Origin of the sequence: Geofilum sp. OHC36d9 (assembly GCF_052400685.1) — a bacterium.
GTDB lineage: Bacteria > Bacteroidota > Bacteroidia > Bacteroidales > Marinilabiliaceae > CAZHHH01.
Genome location: NZ_JBQTGJ010000023.1, coordinates 18,500 through 44,212, shown reverse-complemented (window position 1 = coordinate 44,212; position 25,713 = coordinate 18,500). Strand labels below are relative to the sequence as shown.

12 protein-coding genes are annotated in these 25,713 nt (G+C 41.9%); 4 read left to right on the top strand and 8 right to left on the bottom strand.

Annotated features, from left to right (window positions below; genetic code table 11):
- Positions 1-64: 64 nt before the first annotated feature.
- From ACT3CD_RS15595 to ACT3CD_RS15585, 3 genes are all read right to left on the bottom strand, one after another.
- A complete protein-coding gene (locus tag ACT3CD_RS15595; RefSeq protein ID WP_444646586.1) occupies positions 65-2,854 on the bottom strand; it encodes a beta-galactosidase in 2,790 nt (929 codons plus the stop codon).
- An 8-nt stretch (positions 2,855-2,862) separates the two neighbouring features.
- Positions 2,863-5,238 carry a DUF5703 domain-containing protein gene (locus tag ACT3CD_RS15590; RefSeq protein WP_444646585.1) on the bottom strand — a complete coding sequence of 792 codons (2,376 nt, stop codon included), beginning with the start codon at positions 5,236-5,238 and terminating at the stop codon, positions 2,863-2,865.
- A gap of 1,113 nt (positions 5,239-6,351) precedes the next feature.
- Complete coding sequence (locus ACT3CD_RS15585) at positions 6,352-7,344, bottom strand: DUF6588 family protein (protein ID WP_444646584.1); 993 nt, start codon at positions 7,342-7,344, stop codon at positions 6,352-6,354.
- Positions 7,345-7,685: 341 nt separating this feature from the next.
- On the opposite strand from ACT3CD_RS15585, the gene ACT3CD_RS15580 reads away from it, so the two are divergent.
- Positions 7,686-9,719, top strand: coding sequence for a M3 family metallopeptidase (locus ACT3CD_RS15580; RefSeq protein ID WP_444646583.1), 2,034 nt, complete (start codon positions 7,686-7,688; stop codon positions 9,717-9,719).
- Between the two features lie 543 nt (positions 9,720-10,262).
- Here ACT3CD_RS15580 and proS read toward each other — a convergent pair.
- Positions 10,263-11,738: a proline--tRNA ligase gene (gene proS / locus ACT3CD_RS15575; RefSeq protein ID WP_444646582.1), complete on the bottom strand. Its 1,476-nt coding sequence runs from the start codon at positions 11,736-11,738 to the stop codon at positions 10,263-10,265.
- Positions 11,739-12,419: 681 nt separating this feature from the next.
- Here proS and ACT3CD_RS15570 point away from each other — a divergent pair.
- Together ACT3CD_RS15570 and ACT3CD_RS15565 are read left to right on the top strand one after the other, a co-directional pair.
- On the top strand, positions 12,420-13,988 hold the full coding sequence (locus ACT3CD_RS15570; protein ID WP_444646581.1) for a hypothetical protein: 1,569 nt from the start codon (positions 12,420-12,422) through the stop codon (positions 13,986-13,988).
- A 78-nt stretch (positions 13,989-14,066) separates the two neighbouring features.
- Positions 14,067-15,611 carry an OmpP1/FadL family transporter gene (locus ACT3CD_RS15565; RefSeq protein ID WP_444646580.1) on the top strand — a complete coding sequence of 515 codons (1,545 nt, stop codon included), beginning with the start codon at positions 14,067-14,069 and terminating at the stop codon, positions 15,609-15,611.
- Positions 15,612-15,837: 226 nt separating this feature from the next.
- Here the strand turns inward: ACT3CD_RS15565 and ACT3CD_RS15560 are convergent, their stop codons facing one another.
- Positions 15,838-19,863 carry a pectate lyase family protein gene (locus ACT3CD_RS15560; RefSeq protein ID WP_444646578.1) on the bottom strand — a complete coding sequence of 1,342 codons (4,026 nt, stop codon included), beginning with the start codon at positions 19,861-19,863 and terminating at the stop codon, positions 15,838-15,840.
- Between the two features lie 499 nt (positions 19,864-20,362).
- Here ACT3CD_RS15560 and ACT3CD_RS15555 point away from each other — a divergent pair, with 499 nt between their 5' ends.
- The gene (locus ACT3CD_RS15555) at positions 20,363-21,307 is read left to right on the top strand and encodes a diacylglycerol/lipid kinase family protein (RefSeq protein ID WP_444646577.1); all 945 of its coding nucleotides are present in this window, start codon (positions 20,363-20,365) and stop codon (positions 21,305-21,307) included.
- Positions 21,308-22,020: 713 nt separating this feature from the next.
- On the opposite strand, the gene cysN is transcribed toward ACT3CD_RS15555, so the two are convergent.
- The 3 genes from cysN to ACT3CD_RS15540 all read right to left on the bottom strand — a co-directional run bounded on the left by cysN (position 22,021) and on the right by ACT3CD_RS15540 (position 25,331).
- Positions 22,021-23,298: a sulfate adenylyltransferase subunit CysN gene (cysN, locus tag ACT3CD_RS15550; RefSeq protein WP_444646576.1), complete on the bottom strand. Its 1,278-nt coding sequence runs from the start codon at positions 23,296-23,298 to the stop codon at positions 22,021-22,023.
- Positions 23,299-23,318: 20 nt separating this feature from the next.
- Positions 23,319-24,224: a sulfate adenylyltransferase subunit CysD gene (cysD, locus tag ACT3CD_RS15545; RefSeq protein WP_444646575.1), complete on the bottom strand. Its 906-nt coding sequence runs from the start codon at positions 24,222-24,224 to the stop codon at positions 23,319-23,321.
- Between the two features lie 261 nt (positions 24,225-24,485).
- Positions 24,486-25,331 carry an enoyl-ACP reductase FabI gene (locus ACT3CD_RS15540; RefSeq protein WP_444646574.1) on the bottom strand — a complete coding sequence of 282 codons (846 nt, stop codon included), beginning with the start codon at positions 25,329-25,331 and terminating at the stop codon, positions 24,486-24,488.
- Between the last annotated feature and the right edge of the window lie 382 nt (positions 25,332-25,713).

Here is a 25,713-nt window from a genome sequence, read left to right as displayed (position 1 = left end):
TTTAAAAAATGGGATAACTCGTCGTTACACTTACTCTCAAATCGGTTCAATTTATATTTGACGACTACTCAACACCTATCTCCGATGAATAAATTGGTTTGACCGTTACAGAAGTTACGCCGGCATTAAACAGCATAGTCCTGTCCACCTTCTCAAAATAGATGAGCGCCTCTTTTTTTAAAGGTGACAGCTCCAGCTCAAGTGTTCCGGCAGTTAACTGACGCCGCAGCTTTTTTAATGCAACACTAAAAACTTCGCCATTATAGAAATTATCGGCCACCAATCGGTTATTCAATCTCAACTTCGCTTTATCACCCCTATAATTAATATTTAGGTACAAATTCTGAAGCCCTGAAAAATCCAAATCAGGCAGCTCAATGGCAAATCGTACAGGCCACCCCGGAATATCCAAAGGCATGGGTCGGTTATCCATTACAACCGGCTCCGCCGCATTTCGCAAAGCCTGGCCATATACCGGGATACGATAATCGGTTACCGAAAGCCATGATCTGTCGGACGGTATTTCCAACCGATCAGAATTCAAAAAATCAACCACAAGACTGGCTATCCAACCGCCATTGCTTTCAACAAAAGGCACATCAACCAACAACACATTTTCACCTTTGTGCAGATAACCAGTCAAATCAATGGCATTGGCGCTACCCGGAATCAGGGGCTGATTAACCCAGCGGCCATTCACCCTCAATCTGGCTTCCACATCAGAATAACAAAACAATGTAGCCGCCTTGATTTCCGATGTTTGGTAAACACCTATTTCTTTCACAAAAAAAGTATGAAACAACTGTTGTCTGGACGAAATTTTTTCGGGGGTTGACTTTAACCATTTAGCCTTCTCAAAATAATTTTGAGGTCTGACTTTGGCGGTAAAAGCTTTTGCAGGCTGATTAAACAAATGACGGGTAAACCAGCCTAATGTATCAATCGCTTCCGGCAACTTCGCAAATGAATTGTCTTCGAAAGCAAACACCTCACCGGTGGGCTGTTCGCCAAATAAGTGCAAAGACGCATTACTAAGTGTCAGATTTACATCCGAGACAAATAAATTTTTACCCAAATCGTTTGACACCAGCCACATCTGTTGAGCCTCAGCTGGGCTTAATACCACGATGCGATGAGCGGCGCCCTTAATATCTAAAAATTCGAGACCAGGCTGAATTCCAGGGTTCTCAACCCGAACAACATAATCATCTTTTGCGGCTTTAACTCTTTGATGGTTAAAACTTACACTGGTAACTGATGTAGCATCCAGCACAAATTCAGGAACAATGCTCCCATTCTGCACAAAAAACCAGGTATCAGCAGCAAGACCATCCATTTTGGCTACCGGCTGTGCTGTCGCATATTTCAACAATGCATCACCCATCTCAAAATTAAATGGCCAGATAAAAACAGAACTGTCAGGAATAGTCACAGGATGTTTTGGCAGCACTATGACTTCATTGTTGGTAGTAACACTAAATTGCTGTTTTTTACAGGGCATTAATGCCGTATTACGACTGTAATTAGAGACGAATAAAAACCCTGAATTATCCTTAGCTCTTACAGCACACCTGAGAGCATGATCGGAATTGGACTCAGGCAGGACGGAAGACATGGGAGCCAGCCGATCACCAAATTCATTTAAAAAATAATGCAGTTTCTTAAGTTCCTGGTAAGCCGGCGATAATTCGCCTGTCTCACGAATAGCAGCTTGAAAATCATATGATATGACTGGGTAATCATTCCAATAGCCGGTATCGTCCTTCTCCTCCTGCAAAGTGGTGAGTAGTCCGACCGGATTACTACCACCGGCAAAGACATAATACCCGGGCAAATTGCTTCCCGAGCCGACCTTTACGGTGGCTATTGCCAGTCCTTCGAGCGACCCAATGACAGGCCGACGATGGTATGTTATCTGATTCCCAACACCCAACTCACAGGTAAAATAAGGATATCGGGAATAATCGACAGAATACCCTTTGGAAGTGGAGACTTCATTACCAATATTTTCAACATTAGCCGGCGACTCAAAATCAAAAACAGGATTAGCACCTGCAGACTTAATATTTGTAGCCCATGGTGCCGAGGGATAACCGCCCCACAAAGGAATAACCTCATCCTGCGGCACAGAAGCGTGACGCCAGCCGGTAACAGTATATAAAGGCACATCAACCCCTGATTTGCGCACCACCTGCTTTAACCAGACGATATGCGCCTCCCCTTTCTTACCGCGCCAATATTCATTTTCAAGTTGAACACCAATAACAGGACCGCCATCTTTATAATACAACCCCGACATTTGATTAGCCACCTCACCCAACCAACGCTCAGCGTAATGTTGATATACCGGATGATTCGTCCGGTCAGACATATTTGTCTTATTAAGAATCCAATCGGGCATTGCGCCATTTCGAACTTCACCATGACACCAGGGGCCTAAACGGGGATAAACCCACATACCATGTTGCGCGCATAATTCAATAAACTTTCTGAAATTTTTATTCCCCGACCAATCAAACCGGCCTTCTATTTCTTCATGATATATCCAAAAAACATAAGTTGCTATGATATTAATTCCATTGGCTTTCATTTTAAGAATAAGATTCTCCCATTCTGCTTCCGGACAACGGGAAAAGTGCATCTCGCCCATAACGGGAATAATTGGTTTTCCATGTAAGGTCAAATACCGGTTATTAACCAGCAATTGAGCGCCATCAGGACCGGGATTTCCCATCTTCAAATGACCAGACTGCACCTCATTATTCATCGCGGAAGTGTCAAAAAAAACCGTTTGCGCTTCTGAAATAAAGGAACCAAATAAAAAGACAAATACAGAAAAATAAAAACGAATCATAATGGATATTACAAATTAACAACAACATCACCCATCCTGCCAGCTGGTGTCACCTTCAAATTAACCACTTGTCCCCTAACTAACTCAGCTTCAACAACCGTGTTCTTCGAAGCGTACAGTTTAAACTTCACATCCCAGACCGACGGCCAAGCTGGAAACAAATAAATTTTACCTTCAATTTCCTGAAGCAACATTTCCTGCATCCCAATCATGCCACTTCCACCCCAGTTATGATCTGGCACCCAATCATGCCCCGGGCCCCAAAAAGTTGGATATCGACGTCCCGAATCGCCTAATTTTCTCAATAATTGCTCTTTACAATAATCGACTAACTGCAACTCAGCCCCCATAAAAACCCCTGGTCGCCAGCTGGCATAATTAGATTTATTGCTCTCACTCATTTTATATTTCCACACATTCATTGCATATTCAAATTCGGGCATCTTAAAATTAACCAAATGGTATGGAAACAAAACATATAATGATGGCATAAATCCAGAATGCCAAAGAGAATCTTCCTTCGATTCGCGAAACAACGTATAATTATTACTGTCGACTGTGTGAGTATAAAGTTCCAGATCAGGAATATGAGGCTTAACCGCCTCTATATAAGCCCGAAGGCTATCAGGCAGTACTGAAGCTGGTAAATTTAAAGCCGCTTTAACAACAGCCGTGAAACCGGCAACCGCATCTGAAGCATTGGTTGAATTTGGACTATTTTCGCCAGGTGTTGTAGGATATAACACCAATTTATCATTTTTATCATAAGGCTGACCAGTACGTTGTATATTCCGGTATTGATAATGCTCATTGTAAAACTTCACACAATTATAAACGAACGGTATATAGGCCGAAATGTCGTTTCCAGAATACTCGTAGTATTGAAGAATCATAAATGCAAACTCAAGCTGGTTCTGATAAAGAGTTTGAACAAAAGGATTTGACTGAAGCCCTGGTTCCAAATTCTCAGACCGGTTCATAATCCAATAACCATTTTTCACAAAACCATAATGCGAGGCTATGGGCAAGCCAGATTGCTGCATTTGTTCTGTAAAGCAACAACCTCCATGTCCCCAATAAACATGAGTTCGCAGCAACGCATTATTCAACGCTTTTCGATAAAACTCAAATTGTGGCAATATTGTTTCAAAATCACCGCTTTTAAGCATTGGCCAATAAACCAATCGCTGATTTTGAGCAGTAAAGGATCCTCCGCCCCATCGACGAAAATCAGGATCATACAAAAAGTCATTAGAAATAAAACCCGGATCAACGGTTAAATTGCCCCCATTAAATTTAGTGGGCATCCGACCATACGTATTTCCGCCCAACTGGTATCGGAACAAATTATAATTGCGACCTAAGATCCAGGGTTTATCATCTTCCCCTTTCCCTTTATTGACAACAACATATGAACGATCCCAAAAACGATTCCACCACTTAACCGTATTCCTAAACAATTCCGATCGAGCCACTCCGCTATAGGCCATTTCTTCAACATCTTTCTTCCACTTCTTTACATTGGACTGCTGAACCATCGCAAAAACGTCGAGCGTATGCTTTTCAGAAGCTTTAGAGGATTCAAAATTCCATGACACGAACTTTGTTTCGGCATAAGTACCATTTGACACACCCTGAAAATTAAGCTCATCACCTGTCATCCATCCGCCTGACACCAAATTTTGCAAAGGATTATCAAGCTTATTTTTAACTGACTCCAGATGTTGTTGGTCGACCACAAAATCGAAGGCCGATTTATTTTCACCATTATTATGATAAAACCACAGGCCATTTTCTTCAACCTCCATAACATCGCCAAATTTGACCATATCAACCAAATAACAATCAAAGTCGAACAATGAAGCCCGACGGCTTTTAACACCGCCAATCTTCCGGGCCGGCAAGGGAACATCCTCATAACGCCACGATTCATAACTAACCTTCATTTGAGTCTCAACGGTAGAAGAAAGATCCACATGAACAACCGGACGTTCAGCTTCGACCCAAAATCTAATATCAACCTTTCCATATTTGGGATGGTCACTCTGAATGTGGGCATACCCATCGTGTAATTTTAACTCTTGCACAAACCGACAACTGTCCGCTAAAGGATTCGGATCCAATCTGATACGAAACCTTCCCAATTTCAAAGATTCGTTATTCTCATCGAAAGCACCACTCTGAGCGGCATAAAACAGCAAATCACCATCTTCAACCCAAACATTACATCCAATACTATGGCCGTTTACAGGCATTGATTCAAGACTTCCTTTACTTTGTTCATGCCAAACAACGTTGTATTGGTCGGTATAAAAAACTTCATCATTTTTACAGCCTGCCAGACCAACAATGACCACTAAAAAAATAAAAATCAGCACCTTCATATAAACAATCTAATTTTAAATCAATGAATAAAACCCTATAACCGAAACAAGGGAATTAGTTATCCAAAAAAATAATCAATAACTAAACTCAAAATTAAACCTTATTATGAACGGCATCAATGAAGAAAATGGCAATTCTTTTTAACTTTTTGACACATTTTAACAGACCCGATTCACCTAACAGAACATTAAAAACCAAAAAAATACAATTACCAACCGCAAAATAAAATATGTCTATAAACTAAGTTTCTGAAATATAAAGTTCAAATGCAAGGCTTGTGAAGTCAAAAAAAATTAAGGAGTTTATTTTTATAAATGACTGTTTTTATGGCAAAAATAACGTAGTAGTTGCCATAAAAACAAACACGGAATAGTGATATCAAGAAAACTCAAATGCCTGATAAGAAATATTCAAATGCAAAGAAATACGAAGTCCGAAAAAGGGGTATTTACTCCAAATAAATATTTTGGAGACAAACATAACGAAGAAGTTAAACCTTTTTGTCAGCATTATATAACGCTATTTATAAAATCAAGGCATGTTCCAATCATTTTTTAAAATTATTGGAAACCAAACACTTTTTGAGTGTTCTAAAAAGAAGGATTGATACTTTTAGTAAAAAGGATTGATACTTTCAGGGAAAAGGATTGATACTTTTAGTAAAAAGGATTGATACTTTCAGGGAAAAGGATTGATACTTTTGCCCCCCTCCTGAAAGGCTTATAAACAAAGGCTTCCAAAGGGGGACTAAAAAAGACTTAAAGCAAAAAAAACTCTCAACCCAACTATTCAAAACAGTGGCATAACAACCATAAATCAGCAACCAAATAAAGCCTTCTGCAACCGGATTGTTATGTATGTAATTTAGTTTCTCAACTATCACGTTATTACGCCGCACCCCAATTGGCTTATTATTGTGACGCTAAAATTGATACCAAGCAAATTATAAAGCACTGACCCTGTTTAATTTGAAATCCTAAACCTTTTCACTTTTGTAACTTGTTACTGACTTCTCTATCACTATAAAAAAAATCGTTCGACAACAATTAATTGCTATCGAACGATATATTGTCAGGATTGATTGCCTGTCAGGTACTGCTTCGAGACAAGAACTATCTGAAATTAAAGCCCACGCCGGCAGTCAGCATCGAATAGTCGCCAATGGTGTAATCGCCATGAATTGAGAAGAAGCCCAAACGAATGCGCATCCCGGCATTAAAATCGAAACCGGTATTTTTGTACGACAAAGAAATGGGATCATCTCCCAAACCAGCATAACTACCCGTTAAGTCGAAATCGCTGTTGGTGCTGCCATACCCCATACCGGCATAAACAGCCAAAACGGGAATATTAACACCAACCAGTAAACGCGAGGTAAAACCACCTGCACCAATTTCCAGTTTCTGGTCATCTCCGTTCATATAATCGACATCAACTTCGCCCGACAAATTAGTGTAACCAAGTAACAGAGAGGCTTGTAATGCGGGCAATCGCTTCACAAACGGGATATAATCTTTTAAACTGTGCTTTAAGGCAAAACCATACAACCCAATTTTACCGGCATCACCCAGACTCATTTTTGGAACATAACGAAGCGAGATGTCGGTATGAAAAGGCAACCCTACCGAAGCCTGCAAAATTGGCATAGGCATCTTGTCAAAGCCAGAGCCATTGGGCATGGTAAACGTTTCAACATTATTATACTCCAAAACAGGCCGGTTGGCTTCAGCCATTTCACCGGCCACGGTTGGAGCAATGTTATTGGCAGAATTCTGCAAACTCCACCCGTCACTCATCTTTGGCAACAATGAATTCATATCAACAGTCTGTTTGGAGGTTGGCACCATTGCCATATTAACTCCGAATGTTAAATCGAAACCCAAAATACCGTGAACCTTTGCCGTATTATACCAGCCGCCATTAAGCGTCTTACCCAGCATATCACCGTAAGGTTTAAGATAAGCGTCGGCTAAAACAGAAGCATCTTGCTTGACGCCCTGCTCCGCAGCATGTAAAAAATCAGTGATCTGCTCTTGCGAATAAGTTATATTCCATCCCATTAAGGATAAAACCATTAACAACACAACTTTTTTCATCGTCTTCATAATAGGAATAGATTAGATAATTATTAGACAAAACATTAACCTTATATTTTAAAATTGCACACAAGGTAAAAGTAATATGTGTGAACCAAACAATCAAGCGATTCAAAAAAATACCTCCAAAACATAAAGAGCGCCGCCCAGCTTTGGACAAACGGACAATATTGTTTAAAATTGCACTCAGATAAAAAATAGCTCTCCCCCAAAACTACTTAATCAGAAACCAGGAACTACAAATCTATAACGCAATGAAACCTACACACTTTTTTGGGCGGACAACAAAAATTGGTCTTGCCTGTTTGCTTGCTATGCAAATAGCTATTTCATGTACAAATAATACAGATATGAATAACCCCCTACTGAAAAGTTTCAATACGCCTCATCAAACCCCACCCTTCAACGAAATAAAAGCGGAACATTATCTGCCGGCTTTTAAAGAAGCGATGAAGCAAGGTCGCGAAGAGATCGACCAAATAGTTAACAATGCAGAGAAGCCCACATTCAAAAACACCATTGAGGCAATGGAGAATACAGGCAAACTGCTTAACCGCATCAGCAATATATTTTTCAATCTTAATTCGGCTGCAACCAACGATACCATTCAGGCCATCGCCCGCGAAGTGTCGCCTTTACTATCGGAATATGGTAATGACATTGCGCTGAATGAGGATCTCTTTGCAAGAGTAAAAGTGGTTTACGACCAAAAAGAGAAACTAAAACTGACACCCGAGCAAATCAAATTACTCGAAAACACCTATAAAGGTTTTGTTCGTCAGGGCGCATTGCTTTCGGGCGAAGCCAAAGCCCGTTACCGGGAAGTAACAGCCGAACTATCACAGTTAGCTCTGCAATTCGGAGAGAACGTTTTGGCTGAAACCAACGCTTTTAAACTGCATATTACCAACGAAGCCGATTTGGCCGGCCTGCCCGCCCAATATGTTGAAGCAGCTGCTGCTCTGGCAAAAAGTGAAGGTCAGAAAGGCTGGCTGTTTTCACTGCAGGCCCCAAGTTATATGCCTTTTATGAAATATGCCGATAACCGCGATCTTCGTGAAAAGCTATTCAAAGCATACGCTTTCAGAGCCAATAACAACAACGAACAAGACAACAAAGACAACATCATTCGCATAGCCAACTTACGATTGGAGAAAGCCAACCTGTTGGGCTATTCAAGTCATGCCGACTACGTACTTGAAGAACGCATGGCCAGGTCACCCCAAAAAGTGAATGAATTTCTCAATGAGTTGTTTGAAAAAGCTTACCCGTTTGCCCGGAAAGAGGTAAAAGAGGTGGCCGATTTTGCTAAAACACTGGGCTTTAAAGACCAATTGCAACGTTGGGACTTTGCTTATTATTCCGACAAGCTGAAGACATCACGTTTTAAGTTAAACGATGAAATGACGCGCCCATATTTTCAGCTTGACAAAGTTAAAGAAGGTATTTTTAGTCTGGCCAATAAATTATATGGGCTAACCTTCAAACGTAATACCAGCATACAGGTGTATCACCCCGATGTAGAAGCCTATGACGTTTTCGACGAAGATGGATCTTTCCTTTCGGTGTTATATCTCGACTTCTTCCCCAGAAATTCAAAACAGGGCGGTGCCTGGATGACCTCATTCCGGGACCAACATAAAGACAATGGTGTGGATATCCGCCCACAAATATCAGTGGTTTGTAACTTCACCCCTGGTTCTGATAAACAACCCTCACTGCTTACCTTCAATGAAGTGACTACTTTTCTTCACGAATTTGGTCATGCACTGCATGGTATGTTAAGCGAAGTAACCTACGAAAGCTTAGCCGGCACCAGTGTTTTCCGCGACTTTGTTGAGTTACCCTCACAACTCATGGAAAACTGGGCCACCGAAAAAGAATGGCTGCAACATGTCGCTTTCCACTATCAAACCGGGGAGCCTATTCCTGCCGGACTGATTGACAACATCATTGCTGCCGATCAGTTTGAGAGTGGCTATTCAACGGTGCGTCAACTAAGCTTCGGCTTTAATGACATGGCCTGGCACAGCATCACCTCTCCCATTTCGGGCGATGCCATCAATTTTGAAAAAGCAGCAATGGAAAAAACCGAACTGTTTCCCGAAGTTGAGGGCAGTGCCATGAGTCCGGCATTCGGTCACATCTTCAACGGTGGTTATGCAGCCGGTTACTACGGCTACAAATGGGCCGAAGTTTTGGATGCCGATGCATTCTCCCTGTTCAAACAAAACGGGATATATGATAAAACCACAGCCGCCAGTTTCCGCCATAACATATTATCGAAAGGAGGAACTGAAGATCCGATGACTTTATACATCAATTTCAGAGGCTGCGAACCTACCAACGAAGCGTTGCTTATACGAAGCGGTTTGGTTAAATAATATTTGTCGATAAAGTCAACTTCTGCTGTATGCTTGAATTTGAACTTTATATTTCAAACCATTGGTGTCCGGTAAAAATTTAGAGAAATGATTAGAACCCAGCTCCAATGTGCGAGCCAGAAATTTTAGGAGATATTGGGGTTGCTTTCCGCCTCAAGGAATTTCCGTTAAGAAAATCAATTTTATTGGCGTAAAGAAATCCGGGCTGTCTGAGCGAAGCGAGTTCCCGGATTTTAGACAATAAAATTGATTTTTAGGAAATTACTTGCAGCGGCGGCATTTTTTGTTTACTTTTTTTTGCTGTAGAAAAAAAGTAAAAGCCCGTGCGGCTTGAGCACTTAAATGGAAAATATATTTTTTACCGGACAATAGTGATTTCAAGCATTTAGTTTATGGGCAAGCACCAATTAGTATCAACAGATACATACAAACAAAAAGTCCGGCATAAATATGCCGGACTTTTTGTTTATTCTTTATCGTGACCTTTACGCCACCAAATGTTAACTGGTTACAGAAAGGAAATACACTTTCATTGCAGCACTCTTAATACGCACGTGCCATTAATACCCTTCGGGCCGAAGGTTTACCGGTAACCATACACTGTCCCGGTTCATCGGGCGCATCCAGCGGAATGCATCGTATGGTGGCCTTAGTTTCGGCTTTTATGCGTTCTTCGGTCTCCGTAGTACCATCCCAGTGACAAAGGAAAAATCCACCTTTCTCGTCAAGCAGGCGTTTAAATTCCTCATAATCGTCTACTTTTGTGGTCATATTAGCACGAAAAGCCAACGCTTTATCATAGATGGAAGACTGTATGTCGTCCAACAATTTCTGCACCTTCAATTCAAGGCCCTCCATAGGAAGAACTTCTTTGGTAAGCGTATCACGGCGAGCCACCTCAACGGTTCCATTTTCCAGATCGCGCGGTCCTACCGCCAAACGTACCGGAACACCTTTCAACTCATACTCAGCAAATTTCCAGCCCGGCTTACGTTTGTCATCGTTGTCAAATTTCACTGAAATACCCAAAGCCTTCAATCTTTCAACGATGCCGTTAACAGTTTCAGTTATCTTAGCCAATTCCTCATTTTTCTTATAAATAGGAACAATGACCACCTGTATGGGCGCCAATTTAGGAGGCAACACCAACCCTTTATCATCTGAATGCGCCATCACAAGTGCACCCATCAGTCGGGTTGAAACGCCCCAGGAGGTAGCCCAGACATACTCTTCTCGTCCTTCGTCATTGGCAAACTTCACATCAAAAGCTTTGGCAAAATTCTGCCCCAGGAAGTGAGATGTTCCACTCTGCAAGGCTTTTCCATCCTGCATCAAAGCCTCGATAGTCAACGTTTCAAGTGCACCGGCAAACCGTTCGTTGGCTGTTTTATAGCCTTTAACCACCGGCATCGCCATCCAGTTTTCGGCAAATTTAGAATAGACATTTAACATCGTCTCCGTTTCCAGTATGGCTTCCTGTTTGGTAGCATGGGCAGTATGTCCCTCCTGCCAAAGAAACTCAGCGGTACGAAGAAACAAACGGGTTCGCATCTCCCACCGCACCACATTGGCCCACTGGTTAACCAGAAGCGGTAAATCGCGGTACGATTGAATCCAGTTTTTATAAGTATTCCAAATGATTGTTTCAGAAGTTGGCCGGACAATATACTCCTCCTCTAACTTCGCATCAGGATCAACAACCACGCCCTTACCATTTGGATCATTCATCAAACGATAGTGAGTAACCACGGCACATTCCTTGGCAAAACCATCGACATGAGCAGCTTCTTTACTAAAAAATGATTTGGGGATAAACAACGGAAAATAAGCGTTAACATGCCCTGTTTCCTTAAACATATCGTCTAAAGCTCTTTGCATTTTCTCCCAGATAGCATATCCGTATGGCTTAATAACCATACACCCTCTAACGGCAGAATTTTCGGCCAGATCGGCCTTTACAACCAACTCATTGTACCATTGCGAATAATTATCCGCACGACTAGTCAATACTTTTGCCATAAAAATTGTGCTTTCTTTATCAATTAGTTAAGATTTTGCAGTTTTTTGAGACCCAACTACAAAATTTTTTCGAAGACACAAAAATAGAAATAATCACCCGATTTATAGCACCATTAAAAAAGATTGTTCAGTCAGAGTTTGAGTATACAGTCCAACTTCTGCGTTACGCTTGCGTTCCAAATGGCCATTTACACCAGTAAACTCACATTTCCCGAGCGGCGTAAGCCCTGAATCTGAACGGGATACTCAAACTCCCGGTTTTACGGACAGACACGAGCTTAGGTCTTAAGGTTTAAATACAATATCCAACTTCTGCGTTACGCTTGCGCTCCAAATGGTCATTTACACAAAAGACATCTCAGATAATACACAACTTTCTTTTCAACCCTCTGTTTATAATTTCAGGTAAACAGAATCAATTAACGCCACTTTTTGTGTATCTTGTAAGACCTATAACCCAAACGCTCCAAAACAAAAGTATTAACCGACAGAATAAAACAATTTAATTGTATTCGTGAAACTGCTTACATCGCACTGAAATCGGGAATCAGACTTCGTAATTCAAAAGACTTCGCCCACGTTATTCGGAACAGCTGTTCAATTTAACATTAAGCTCAGATAATAAGCGGTTTTTGGTACAAATTTTGCTGTTATTCAACAAACCAATGAGGAGGAGAAATCATGAGAGCAATAAACCTTACAATCGGATTTGCAGCATTAATGCTGTTAGGGGCCTGCGCTACCAGTAGTCAGTTGGCAGGACCGGGTGTCTATTACGACGACATCTACTATGTACCCGGTGAAACAAGGGAAAGCTTATCACAAGCCTTTGCACCAGTGCCATCGCTGACTCAGGAAGAACAAAAAGCAGATTATAAATCAGCGTCGGCTCAGCAAAGAGACTACGAAAGCATCCATAAAAATGAAGATAACCGTGATTTCACCGAAATACAAAAAGAGTATTCATCTATATTAAGTAACGACAGCGATCAGGAAATTGACACGCTCGTTTACTACAATGACGAAACCGGATACTGGATCGATGGCTTTGATGGTAGTAACTTCGATCGTGACTATGCTGAACGCATCATTCGTTTTCACGGCCCGTCCATTCGCATACCATACTATTCACCATTCTACAGCGAAGTTGTTTACTACAACAATTACGACTGGAATGTTTATGTAGATGGGAATTATGCATACGCAGTGCCCAAATGGTATAATCGCTGGTACGATTATTACGATTATAACAGTTGGTATAGTCCTGTAGGATTAAACTTCGGATGGAGTTACCGCTATCCATACAGCAACTGGAGCGTTGGCTTCGGATGGAATTATTACGATCCGTTTTATTATGGCTATAATAGCTGGGGTTATCCCTATTATACAGGGTTTGGCTATCCATATTACAACAACTATTATTATGGTGGACATCATCACAATCATTACTATGGGTATCACAACAATCAATACTCAGTCAACACATATAACGGTCCTCGTTCCGGCACCAGCACCACTGCACGTCGTGTAAGCACCCCCCGGGGCGTAAGCAGCGCTGTTGACCGCACGTCAGCTTCCCGCACGGGCTCATCACTGTCTTCCCGCGAAAGCAGAACCTCATCCAGCGCACGCGCTCAGGTTGATGAAACACGTTCATCACGTTCATCAACTGCAACACAAAGCAGTCGACAGGCCACCAGCAGAACATCGGTCAATGGTGTTTCAACAGAAACGACAAACAGAACCAGTGCAACTACGCGTAGAAGTTACACGCCGACTTATACGCCCTCTGAATCGAACACTCGCCCCGTATACAACCGGGCAACTTATACCAGAGTCAGGAGCAGCAGCACAACACCTACAACCGGGACTGTTCAGAGCGGGGGTAGCACAACACGTCAGATACAGAGTAGCAGTAGTAGTAACTCAAGACCGAGTTACACCCCGACCTCCGGCACACGAAACAGTTCGACCGTGCGCAGTTCAAGTGGCAGCAAAGTCAACACCTCTTCCGGACAAAAACGGACAACCTATCAACAAGGTAGCAGTAGCAGCAGTCGTAGCCGGACGCAAACCTACAGCAGTCCTTCACGATCATCAAGTTCAAGCTACTCAGCACCATCCAGAAGCAGCTCCTCATCCAGCTATTCTGCCCCTTCAAGCAGCAGCAGTAGTTCGTCAAGAAGCAGCTCTTCGGGAAGCAGTTCTTCAAGAAGTAGTAGTGGCAGCAGTAGCTCAAGGAGACGATAATATTACAAAAGTATAAAACGGTTTTTATCCTTTTTAAAACAAAATACTATAGCCTGGTATAGGCCTAAATCATGACTTATGAAACGTATCCCAACCATACTATCGATCCTGTCAATAGCATCAATCGGATTAATGGCCCAAAACACCGATGACGCACTCAGATTATCGCTCACCCGGCCCTCGGGAACAGCCCGGAGCATCTCTTTGGGAGGTGCCTTGGGAGCACTGGGAGGTGATTATTCCGGCATAGGTATTAACCCGGCAGGTATTGCTGTATACCGAAGCAGCGAGTTTACCTTTACCCCTTCGTTGCATCTGAACCAAACCAGCAGTGATTATTACGGTTATACCGGCGAAGAAGATAAATACTCGTTTCCGCTACAACAAATAGGTTATGTAGCAACATACAAACCGATGCACGAAACTACAACCGGTTTAATAAGCACGCATTTCGCCATCGGTTATTCACGCAATAACAGCTTTAAAAAGAACACCTTTATACAAGGCAACGGCATCTACTCGTCACTACTGGATGAATTCGTCTACTCGGCAGACGGTCTGAGTAACAACCAACTTGATGCCAGAACAGGTCTGGCTTATGATTCTTTTTTAATGGATCCTCTCAATTCGGAAGCAATTGACGACCCCAATATTTCCACCGGTTACTACCACGCCTTTGAAGACCTAGACGGAGAAGGCAATCCACAATGGGGCCCAACTAATGGTATTAATCAAAGACGGTTACTAACAGAAAAAGGTAATGGTGGTGATTTTGACCTTTCTTTCGGCGCCAATTTCAGCAACACCTTTTACTTAGGCGGAACGTTAGGCATTGCTACTTTCAATTATAAAAAGGAGATGCAGCATTATGAGGAACCAACCCTGGCAGAGACACCATGGACCTATCTGGAAAACTATACATACAAAGAAAAACTAAATACCAGTGGTCTGGGAGTCAACCTAAAAGTTGGGGTTATTTACAAACCAACCAGCTCGTTACGTATTGGAGCAGCCTTTCACTCACCAACCTACTATTCGGTTGATGAGGAATACTCCTACCACACCTATCTGCCACAAGGCTTTGGTGATTATAGCGGCTATGACTCACCTTACGGCGAATATTCCTACAACTTCAACACGCCCTACAAAGCAATTGGTAGCGCCGCCTATACCTTTGGTAATAAAGGTTTGATCAGTGTTGATTATGAATATACCGATTATGCTTCCATGCAGTTTAAAAGCAAAGAAGGCTCTATTGACGATATGGAAATTACAAACTGGCGTAACGACAATATTAAAGACACTTTCAAAGCCACCCACAACATCCGGGTTGGTGGTGAATACAAACCTACAGAGACTTTTTCACTACGGGCCGGTTACGGATATTTTCAAAGCCCTTACAACAAAGACTACATAAATAACGATGATAGCTACCAGACATTTTCAGGCGGTTTTGGTTACCGTATGAATAATATGTTTGTTGATGTGGCCTATCGGATGCGACTTGAAAAAAATACTTACTCCTTATATTATTCAGGATTCGTAGCCGAAGAAGATCAGGAACCGGCCAGCATCACCTCTAAGCTGCACCAAATAGCAGTAACCCTGGGCTGGCGTTTTTAAAAATTATACCAATCGAACTAAAACGATCCTTTTCATTGAGTAAAAAAAGTCCCTGAAGCTTATGGCGACAGGGACTTTTTAATATATAAAAGTCTAACTTCAGCGTTACGCATGCTCTAAAAAGGTCACTTACAATAGCAAACTCACATTTTAAGAGCTGCGCAGGCCTTGAATTTCAACTTTTCAGATCAAACGTCTGACTTTATGAACAGACATTAAATAGAGTCTATTCTTTAATAATTCGAATAGAATCCATATTGCTTTCACTCTTCAGGCGACAGACATAAACACCGCTCGGCAATCCGGACAACTCAACAGAATTAACAGTATGCTCACCGGCATTATAACTTCCTGAAGCTAAAACAGCCACTTTACGTCCTTGAATGTCGTACACGGCCAGTTCAACCACCGATTCGCTCTCAAGCATAAATGATACCGTTATCGCATCAGTAAACGGATTTGGATAAGACTGACACAAATGGGTCTCCATTTTCGATTGGGATTCCATTTCAGGTGCCAAAACAGTAGATTTCAATCCGTCAATGATGCCGACCCCTACATTTGATGGCACCAATGAAGCAACAGAACTTACTGGATCGAGCGAATAGTTATAGGGAATATTCCACCAATCACAACCAGTCTGTGAAATAACAGGACTACCGGTATTACCGGTAAAAAGATTACCGGACTGACAAATATAACCATTAGGTAAGCCATCCACAGGGAATTTATCGGTTGACATGGACAATAAAACATCGTTATAATGGCAATTTTCAACCAAAGCGTGAGCCCCATCCCTGGCTGCCAATCCATAATCGCCAATAACATCAAAATAATTATTGAACATATGAATTGCACCAAAACGTATGCTTGGGTTACGCCCGTCAGTATTATAAAAATAATTATGATGATAGGTAATTCTCATTTGACTGTCAACGGCCTGAGAACTGGTATTATCGGTATGACCAATTAATGAACACTTCATATGATCGTGCAGATAACACCACGAAACGGTAACATATTTGGAGCCTCTCTTAATATCCAGTAAACCATCATAAGTATCATATCCAATACCATCACCCACTTTGCTATATAATTCACAATGGTCAATCCAAACGTGATTACAAGCGTCGATGGTTAATGCATCGTTGGGATATAAAATCTCATGAATTTTAAGATTTCTCACAATCACATTTTCATAATCCCATATATTTAAGCCTATATTTTCCAGTTCACCAGAATTCCCGACGCCATAAATCGAAATATTAGCACCATGTTTAATCGTCACCACTCCAGTTGAAGAGGCTGAAATTTTCCCATCGATATATAAAATGGCCGGAGAAGTATTATTCTCCCGGTCTGAGGCCCATGCCTGCAAAGCCGACAAAGAACTCACCGTGGTTACAGAACCACCCGCACCGCCGGTTGTTGTAGTATAACCATCGGCATTTACAGTTGCATACCCAATCATATCAAAATTAGCGTCACCAGAGGATGATTGAGTGAAATTTGCCGTCACATTCATGTCCGAATTGACAACAACAGTTAACGGATTTGACGTCCCGCTAACTGAGCCACTCCAGCTATCAAAAGTCCATCCACTGGAAGGACTGGCAGTTAACAACACCGTTGTTCCAACGTCATAAGAAGCTGAAGCAGGCGAAACAGAACCCGATCCATTAACCGATACGGTAAGATTATAACTTTCAGAAGAAGAAGCATCACAATCAACCGCAGCTAATCCATTGCCGAGAAACTCAACATAATCAACATTTGCAAGTCCGCCACTGGTCGTAGCCTCCAGTCGTATGGTATTAACCCCCGAATTAAGGGTTATAGCCGTTGACACAGATGTCCATGAAGTCCAAGAACCGGTTGATGGCATACTAAACGATGCAACAACCGTACTGCCATTGACAATAACCTTAGCCGGACGATCAGTAGATCCATTGGCATATTGTACCGTTAAAGTGGCAGAACCGCCTGTAGAACTCACTTTATAGTCAACACCTGTGGAAGAAGCATTAGTGGTGTTAGCAAAACCACTTCCGGTGTATCCTGCATTGTCGCTGTCAACAGTTCCGTCGACACCACAAAAGCCAATGGTATTTTCCTGGATAACAATACTATTCTGGCCTGTTACCTGTACAAAAGTAGCCGTAACATATTTATTATCGTCCATAACTACAGTAGCAGTCGTTCCGGTATAACCACCACTCCAGCTCTCAAATATCCAACCACTTGCAGGCGTTGCAACCAGAACAACAGAAGTACCGGCTTCATACGTACCCTGCGAAGGAGAAATCGTTCCTTCCCCAGTAACCGAAGTTGTTAAAGAATAAGTAATCGACGGATCGGTCGTCTCAGAACCGCCAGTAATCTCAATCCAGTCGATATCAGCACTCTCGCCATCGGCGCTCGTTTCAAGGATAATTTCATTCACCCCACTATTTAGAGACACATTGAGTGAAGCTGTTGCAAATACGGAACTTGTTGTCTCTGGAAGGGACAATGTTTGAGCCGAACCACCATTTACAATAATCTTAACATTATTTACCATCGAAGCTTTTCGTGTATAACGCAAAGTGATTCCATACGTCCCCGATGAAGTTGCGGAATAATTCCAGACAATTTGCTGCCCCACACTATTACTTAAGTTTATAGCAGTTCCGTTGTCGGCATCACCATAAGATTTTAAACTTCCATCGTATGAAATAGTGCCGGCATCGGTATCTTCAATTCTTACAGTGGAACCATCAACAACACCTCCTGTATCACCATCATCATCATCATCGTCATTTACAAACACAGCCGTAATCGCTCTGTCAGAACTCATGGTTACAGACAAAGGATTAGAAGAACCAGAGGCATCTCCCGTCCAATAACTAAAATTCCAGCCAGCCGCCGGCGTGGCCGTCAGGGTGACGTTACTTCCTTCCGGATATGAACCGGACGAAGGGCTGACCGTACCCGATCCAACAACTGAAGTAGAAAGCGAATAAGTTGTTACAGTTGAACTGCCGCCATATTCAACCGCACCCAAATCAGGTGATGCGCCGTTATAAGTAATACCTGACGAAGAGACACCGGCATCCACAAGCGGACTTGATGATTTTAAGTTTAGAAAACCATTGGACAACGGCGCGCTGTTATCACCAGGCGATAAGGTCACAAAGTCCGACGAAGAAGCCGAAAAAGACCAATCGGTATCAGTATCGGTAAAAGCATTGGGAGCCGAAGCATCGCCAACGATTCTGTCGGTATGTGACCCATTGAATGACACACAATTTTTAAAAACATGAGAGGCATTATCACGGGTATGAAAATTATAATCCCCATTATTGTATGAAGTAAGATTTGTAAATTCAATACTCCCGATATTGCCATTATCTGTAAACCCGTGTTTTCCATTATTGAAAGCTACGCAACGCCTCAAAATATGATTGACAGTATTACTGGATGAGCCGAGTTTAAAACCATTCTTATCGCCCCCACCAGAAGTGACACCATCGGTTAGGATTCCATTATCGTGAGCAATACAGTTTTCCATGAAAACCACACCAATAGGGCCTGTATCTGACTTTGTATACAAATCCCAGCCATCATCAATATTGTGATGAGAAACACAGTTACGGAAAACATTACCAGTTCCACAAGTTAATTTGGCAGCAAAGCCATCGGCATCTTCATTATCAGAGTCCTTATTATTAAAAGCCTCGCAGCCCACAATTAAATTATTGGATGGCCAATCGGAAATAGACGTATATGAAGTATTGTATCTGCTTAGCTGCAAACCCGTATCATGATTGCTTCGAAAGACACAATTCTCGATGGTATTGTTATTACCTGAAAGAAGCATTCCATTATCACCGGCTTTTTCAATTGTAATTCCTTTCCAGTGCCAATAAGCAGCATCCTGAACAATACCACGACTGGAAGAATTCTCCACATCGTCAAAACTCAAAACAGGCGTTTCACTGCCATAGGCAAAAATATGAACCAAATTACCGGCTGAGCCGCTTTTAGAACGGTCGATAACCAAAGATGAAACCGTCATACTATAAGTACCACCGCGCAAATAAATATAATCGCCGGCAGAGACTAAAGAGACCGCTTTTTCAAGAGATTTAAAGGGACTGGACAGCGTCCCCGAATTTGAATCATTTCCTCCGGGAGCTACATAATAGCTACTGCCAAAGATATTTACCATCCAAAAGGATAATAAACACAAAATTAATGTACGTTTTTTCATAGAGCTTAATTTAGTGAATTAGTAATATTTATATTTCACAAAGCAGATGCGGCGAAATAAATCAACACACCCAGCATGAAATCAACATAAACCCTTCCCTAAATTAATTCTGCTTATAAAGACGACATATCATTTGTTATCAACACAGAGATTCAGACCCGAAGATAATTGTCTGTAAGAATTAACGATACAAACATACAACCAGTTTTCCGAAACGAACAGCCACAAAATATCAGAAAATGTAAGGTAGATTGATAATAAACCCAAAATGTATCAAATAAAGAAAGCCCTCATTTATTTCGTGATTATTGCTTTTAAGGATAGTATTTACGCCAGTTAACGAACATTTTTTGAATAGTAAAAAGCCTCAAAACGAAGCTTTAATAGCTGCCGCAGAAGTTTTCGGACAAACACGACTTATCAATTGTCCTACAGCGATAAAACAAAGCTTATTCCACAATAAAATGATATATTTGCAATGTAATTTCGTATGGAAACTATGAGAACAAAAATTCTCTTTATTATAAACCCCGTTTCGGGAATTGGCCGGCAAAAGAACATTGAAGAAATCATTCATTCAGAGTTGGATTTAAACAAATGGTCGGTTGATATTGCTTACACAAAATATAAAGGGCATGCGCTTGAGTTAAGCCTTGCAGCAGCCGGCAATTATGCCATAGTGGTAGCGGTTGGCGGTGATGGCACTGTTAACGAAACCGGTCGCGGATTAATAAACTCCTCAACCGCCCTGGGCATTATCCCTACGGGTTCGGGCAACGGACTGGCCCGGCATCTTGAAATTCCATTTAAAATAAATAAAGCACTGGAAGTAATTAGTCAAGCCAAACTAAAAGCCATTGACGTCATTAAAATTAATGATTATTATTCGCTTAATGTTGCCGGCATAGGTTTTGACGCGTACATCAGCCACCAGTTTGCCAACCGAAAGAACCGCGGTCCATTGGCTTACATGCAACTCATTACGAAGGAATTCATGACTTACAAATCATCGGTCTACCGTGTTACAATTGGCGATCAGACCAGGGATTGGGATGCTTTTTTAATCAGTTTTGCCAATTCCTCGCAATATGGCAACAATGTTTACATAGCCCCGCAAGCACGTATTGACGATGGGTTGATTGATGTGTGTCTGATACGTGATTTTCCAAAATTCACAGCGCCTGCATTACTTATCAGCATGCTCGATCAAAGTATTGACCGCAACAGATATGACCTGATTGTAAAATCGCCCAAAGTGATAGTAGAGCATACGTCCGACCTATTGGGGCATGTTGATGGAGAGCCGGTTAATCTGGGCAAAAAAGCAGAAGTAGAAATTATGCATCTGGCACTAAAAGTAGTCGCACCTGATATCCACCTAAGACAAATTCAAAATTTATTTTCACCCATCAGAGAAATGTTGCCGGTAATTAACCGAAACTAATCAGGGTTTGTCGATAAAGTGAACTGCCGCGTTATGCTAATTCTGTAAATGATCATTTACAGAAGAGAATTCATAATCCATCGGACTTTGGAGGCCCTGAACGAGCACCTATAACTGTGCCAGATGTTCTTCTAACTCTGCCAGATGTTCTTCTAACTCTGCCAGATATCCTTCTAACTCTGCCAGATGTTCTTCTAACTCTGCCAGATGTTCTTCTAACTCTGCCAGATATCCTTCTAACTCTGCCAGATACTCATCTAACTGTGCCAGACATCCTTCTAACTGTGCCAGATACTCTTCTAACTGTGCCAGACATCCTTCTAACTGTGCCAGATACTCTTCTAACTGTGCCAGATAAGCTTCTAACTCTGAGAATAAGCTTCTAACTCTGAGAATAAGCTTCTAACTCTGCCAGATGAGTTTCGAAGTTTGAGAAGGAGAAAGGGATGTTCGATACGCATAATGCTAGCCATGTTGAGTGTCAGAACAAGCATAATTATTGGACTCCGGCGGAGTCCAAAGGTTTGTAGCCAATCATTGGCTACAAACCTACGCCCTCAAAGAGGTCGAACAATTCATCAAACCAGTCAAAAACGCAGGCAGGCCATGAATTTAAACTTTCCAGCTCAGACAAAAGGCTTTCTGGACAGGCACAAAAAAAGCCCCATCGGTAAAATACCAACAGGGCCTTATTATATTATTAAAAAATCACTCTAAATGATCATGCCGGCAGCAACGGTCTCGTTAGTCACCTCATCAATCAGAATTAAACTACCAGTAATACGGTTTACTTTGTATGAATCGAAAAATAAAGGTTTAGTGGTACGCAAAGTAACCCTGGCAATGTCATTCATACCAATTTCTTTGTCGTCGAAATTCTTTTCGAGCTCATTGATATCCATTTTATATTGCACCTCCTTAACCATACATCGTACTTCGGTCGTTGTATGTTTGAGCGCATATTTACCACCCGGTACGAGCTTCTTCTCATTAAACCAGCACATCATAATTTCAACATCCTGATCGACACGCGGTTTCTGGCCGTTAGCCTGCTTAACAATCATATCGCCCCGGCTGATGTCAATATCGTCTTCGAGGGTAATATTGACCGACTGTGGCGCAAATGCTTTGTCCATTTGCTCACCAAACAGATCGATGGATTTCACCCTGGAAGAAAAACCAGAGGGCAGCACCGATATTTCATCTCCCACATGAAGAACGCCACTGGCCACGCGCCCGCCATAACCACGATAATCGGGCCATTCTTTGGATTGAGGTCGAATCACATATTGAACAGGAAACCGAAAATCATCCCGGTTTAAATCGCTTCCAATGTGGATATTTTCCAGTAAGTACATCAGTGTAGGTCCCTGATACCAATCCATCTTATCGCCACGATCCACCACATTATCACCTTCGAGTGCGCTAATAGGCACAAAACGGACATCTTTCACTGACAACTTTGAGGCCATGGCTTCAAAATCCTTTACAATCGCGTTATAAACAGCCTGGTCGTAATTCATCAAATCCATTTTGTTCACACAAATAATGATATGAGGAATTTGGAGCAATGAAGCAATAAAAGCGTGACGACGAGTTTGCTCCAAAACACCATGGCGTGCATCAACCAAAATGAGGGCAGCATTGGCGGTACTGGCGCCCGTAACCATATTACGCGTGTACTGAATATGCCCGGGGGTGTCAGCAATAATGAATTTACGACGCGGGGTTGCAAAATACCGGTAAGCCACATCGATAGTAATACCTTGTTCGCGTTCAGCCCTAAGGCCATCGGTAAGCAGGGCCAGGTTTACCTGTTCGCCACCAGCGCGCTCACTGGCCCTCTCAATGGCTTCCATTTGATCTTCGAAAATAGCTTTTGAATCATACAGCAACCGACCAATTAACGTACTTTTACCGTCATCGACGCTACCTGCAGTAGTAAACCGCAGCAATTCCATATCTAAATATCCTGAATTTTTTCCGCTCATAACAATGATTTGATACCTGGTTAAAAATAGCCTTCTTTCTTACGATCTTCCATGGCCGCTTCAGAGCGTTTGTCGTCGGAACGTCCACCCCGTTCGGTAACCCTTGATGCGGCCACCTCCTGAATAATATCTTCGATGGTATTAGCCGCAGACAAAGTCAGACCAGTACAAGTAATATCGCCAATGGTACGGCAACGCACCCTCATTTTTTTGGGCTTTTCGGTATCACGTAATTTCAAGAAAGGCGCTACAGCCATTATCTGACCATCGCGTTCAAATACTTCCCGCTCATGCGTATAATACAAAGACGGCAAGTCAATTTTTTCCATATAAATATATTGCCAGACATCCATCTCCGTCCAGTTACTGATTGGGAAAACACGGAAATGTTCGCCCATATTTTTACGTCCGTTAAAGAGATTCCATAGTTCAGGCCGTTGATTTTTGGGATCCCACTGACCAAATTCATCGCGGTGTGAAAAGAACCTTTCTTTAGCGCGTGCTTTCTCTTCATCACGTCTTCCGCCTCCCATGGCTGCATCAAATTTAAGCTCTTCCAGAGCATCAAGCAGCGTAACCGTTTGGAGTTTATTACGGCTGGCATTAAAGCCGGTTTCTTCCTTAGCCCGACCTTTGTCAATAGAATCCTGAACCAGCCTCACAATACATTTGGCGCCAGTCTTCTGCATTAACCGATCGCGATACTCCAGTGTCTCCGGAAAGTTATGTCCGGTATCGATGTGCATCAACGGGAAAGGCACTTTAGCCGGCCAAAACGCCTTACGAGCCAAATGAAACATCACAATTGAATCCTTACCGCCTGAAAACAACATGACGGGATTCTCAAACTGCGCTGCCACTTCACGTATTACGTAAATGGATTCAGCTTCCAACTCTTTTAGGTGGTTAATCTGATAATTATCCATGCAATAATATTTTCCGCCCCAAGCGGCGAATGATTTTAATGAAAATAACGCTAAACAAACAGGGCCTGAATGAGGCCTCTGGCAAAATGTCACAAATTTAATGCTTTAAAAGCAGATAAAGAAACATTAAAGTACTTAACAACTTAAAAGGCTCCCTCAGCAAGGAAGCCTTTTAACAATGATATTCAACAAATTACAAAAATGTTCTCTAATATAAATCCGTCACTAATTGTAATAAAAAGTGGTATAAATACGAAGTCATTAATATAAATCCTGTACCAAATCGGTATCAAAACTCTTATTGTACTGTTTCATAGCCCGCAAACTCATTCCCATGCTTGAAAAACCGCCGTCGTGATATAAGTTTTGCATGGTCACTTTTTTTGTCAGATCGGAAAACATTGCAACGCAGAAATTGGCACAATCATTGGCATCGGCATTTCCAAGTGGCGACATGCGGTCGGCAAAATCAACCAGACCATCGAATCCTTTCACACCGCTACCTGCAGTAGTCATTGTTGGTGATTGACTAATGGTATTGACGCGCACCTTTTTTTCGCGGCCGTAAATATAGCCAAAACTACGTGCAAACGACTCCAACAAAGCTTTGGCGTCAGCCATATCGTTGTAACCGTAGAGGGTACGCTGAGCAGCGACATACGACAAAGCCAAAATAGAGCCCCACTCACTCATGGCATCCATTTTAAAGGCCACCTGCATCACTTTGTGAAAGGAAATAGCAGAGATATCAAGTGTCTTCGACAAATAATTATAATCCAGATCGTGGTAAACTTTACCTTTACGAACATTGAGTGACATTCCGATCGAATGCAAAATAAAATCAATTTTACCACCCAAAACCTCCATGGAAGTCTTAATCACGTTTTCAAGGTCTTCAACGTTGGTGGCATCTGCCGGTATAAGTTGAGAACCCGTTCGTTCAGCCAACTCCATAACACTTCCCATACGGCAAGCCACATGTGTGTTTGAAAGTGTAAAAACAGCACCTTCTTCGTGAGCCAGTTCGGCAACCTTCCAGGCTATCGACATGTCGTTAAGGGCGCCGAATATGATGCCTCGCTTTCCTTTTAAAAGATTATATCCCATATCTGTTTTGATTTTTGAATGCGCAAATATAAAGCTTAATTGCCCATTACAACAACTCGTACATTAATTTTGTTTTTATTAAGTCTATTTAATGCTTGTCTATAAAGTCAACTTCTGCGTTACGCTTGTCAAAAAAACAGTCATTTACGAAAAGTTAACGCTTTAATTTTTATGACGTCGCAAGCCTTGAATTTGAACATTTCTTATCAAGCACTTAAGGCTTGCTGCAAATACTATATCTACTTTAACACATTACCGTTTAGCTTAAAAAAAAGGTCTAAAGTCTTTGACAAACTGCCCTGAGAAACGCCCTGACACGATAACTTCCACATTGTTTTCTTTTTTTGGGTCGCGTTGCGCCCCAAAAAAAGAAGGGATGAGG

Excerpts from the sequence above, each read along its gene's own strand:
- cysN (WP_444646576.1), bottom strand. The coding sequence starts at position 23,298 with ATGAGCGGAAAAAATTCAGGATATTTAGATATGGAATTGCTGCGGTTT.
- ACT3CD_RS15595 (WP_444646586.1), bottom strand. The coding sequence starts at position 2,854 with ATGATTCGTTTTTATTTTTCTGTATTTGTCTTTTTATTTGGTTCCTTT.
- ACT3CD_RS15560 (WP_444646578.1), bottom strand. The coding sequence starts at position 19,863 with ATGAAAAAACGTACATTAATTTTGTGTTTATTATCCTTTTGGATGGTA.
- proS (WP_444646582.1), bottom strand. The coding sequence starts at position 11,738 with ATGGCAAAAGTATTGACTAGTCGTGCGGATAATTATTCGCAATGGTAC.
- ACT3CD_RS15540 (WP_444646574.1), bottom strand. The coding sequence starts at position 25,331 with ATGGGATATAATCTTTTAAAAGGAAAGCGAGGCATCATATTCGGCGCC.
- ACT3CD_RS15580 (WP_444646583.1), top strand. The coding sequence starts at position 7,686 with ATGAATAACCCCCTACTGAAAAGTTTCAATACGCCTCATCAAACCCCA.
- ACT3CD_RS15565 (WP_444646580.1), top strand. The coding sequence starts at position 14,067 with ATGAAACGTATCCCAACCATACTATCGATCCTGTCAATAGCATCAATC.
- cysD (WP_444646575.1), bottom strand. The coding sequence starts at position 24,224 with ATGGATAATTATCAGATTAACCACCTAAAAGAGTTGGAAGCTGAATCC.
- ACT3CD_RS15570 (WP_444646581.1), top strand. The coding sequence starts at position 12,420 with ATGAGAGCAATAAACCTTACAATCGGATTTGCAGCATTAATGCTGTTA.
- ACT3CD_RS15555 (WP_444646577.1), top strand. The coding sequence starts at position 20,363 with ATGAGAACAAAAATTCTCTTTATTATAAACCCCGTTTCGGGAATTGGC.
- ACT3CD_RS15590 (WP_444646585.1), bottom strand. The coding sequence starts at position 5,238 with ATGAAGGTGCTGATTTTTATTTTTTTAGTGGTCATTGTTGGTCTGGCA.
- ACT3CD_RS15585 (WP_444646584.1), bottom strand. The coding sequence starts at position 7,344 with ATGAAGACGATGAAAAAAGTTGTGTTGTTAATGGTTTTATCCTTAATG.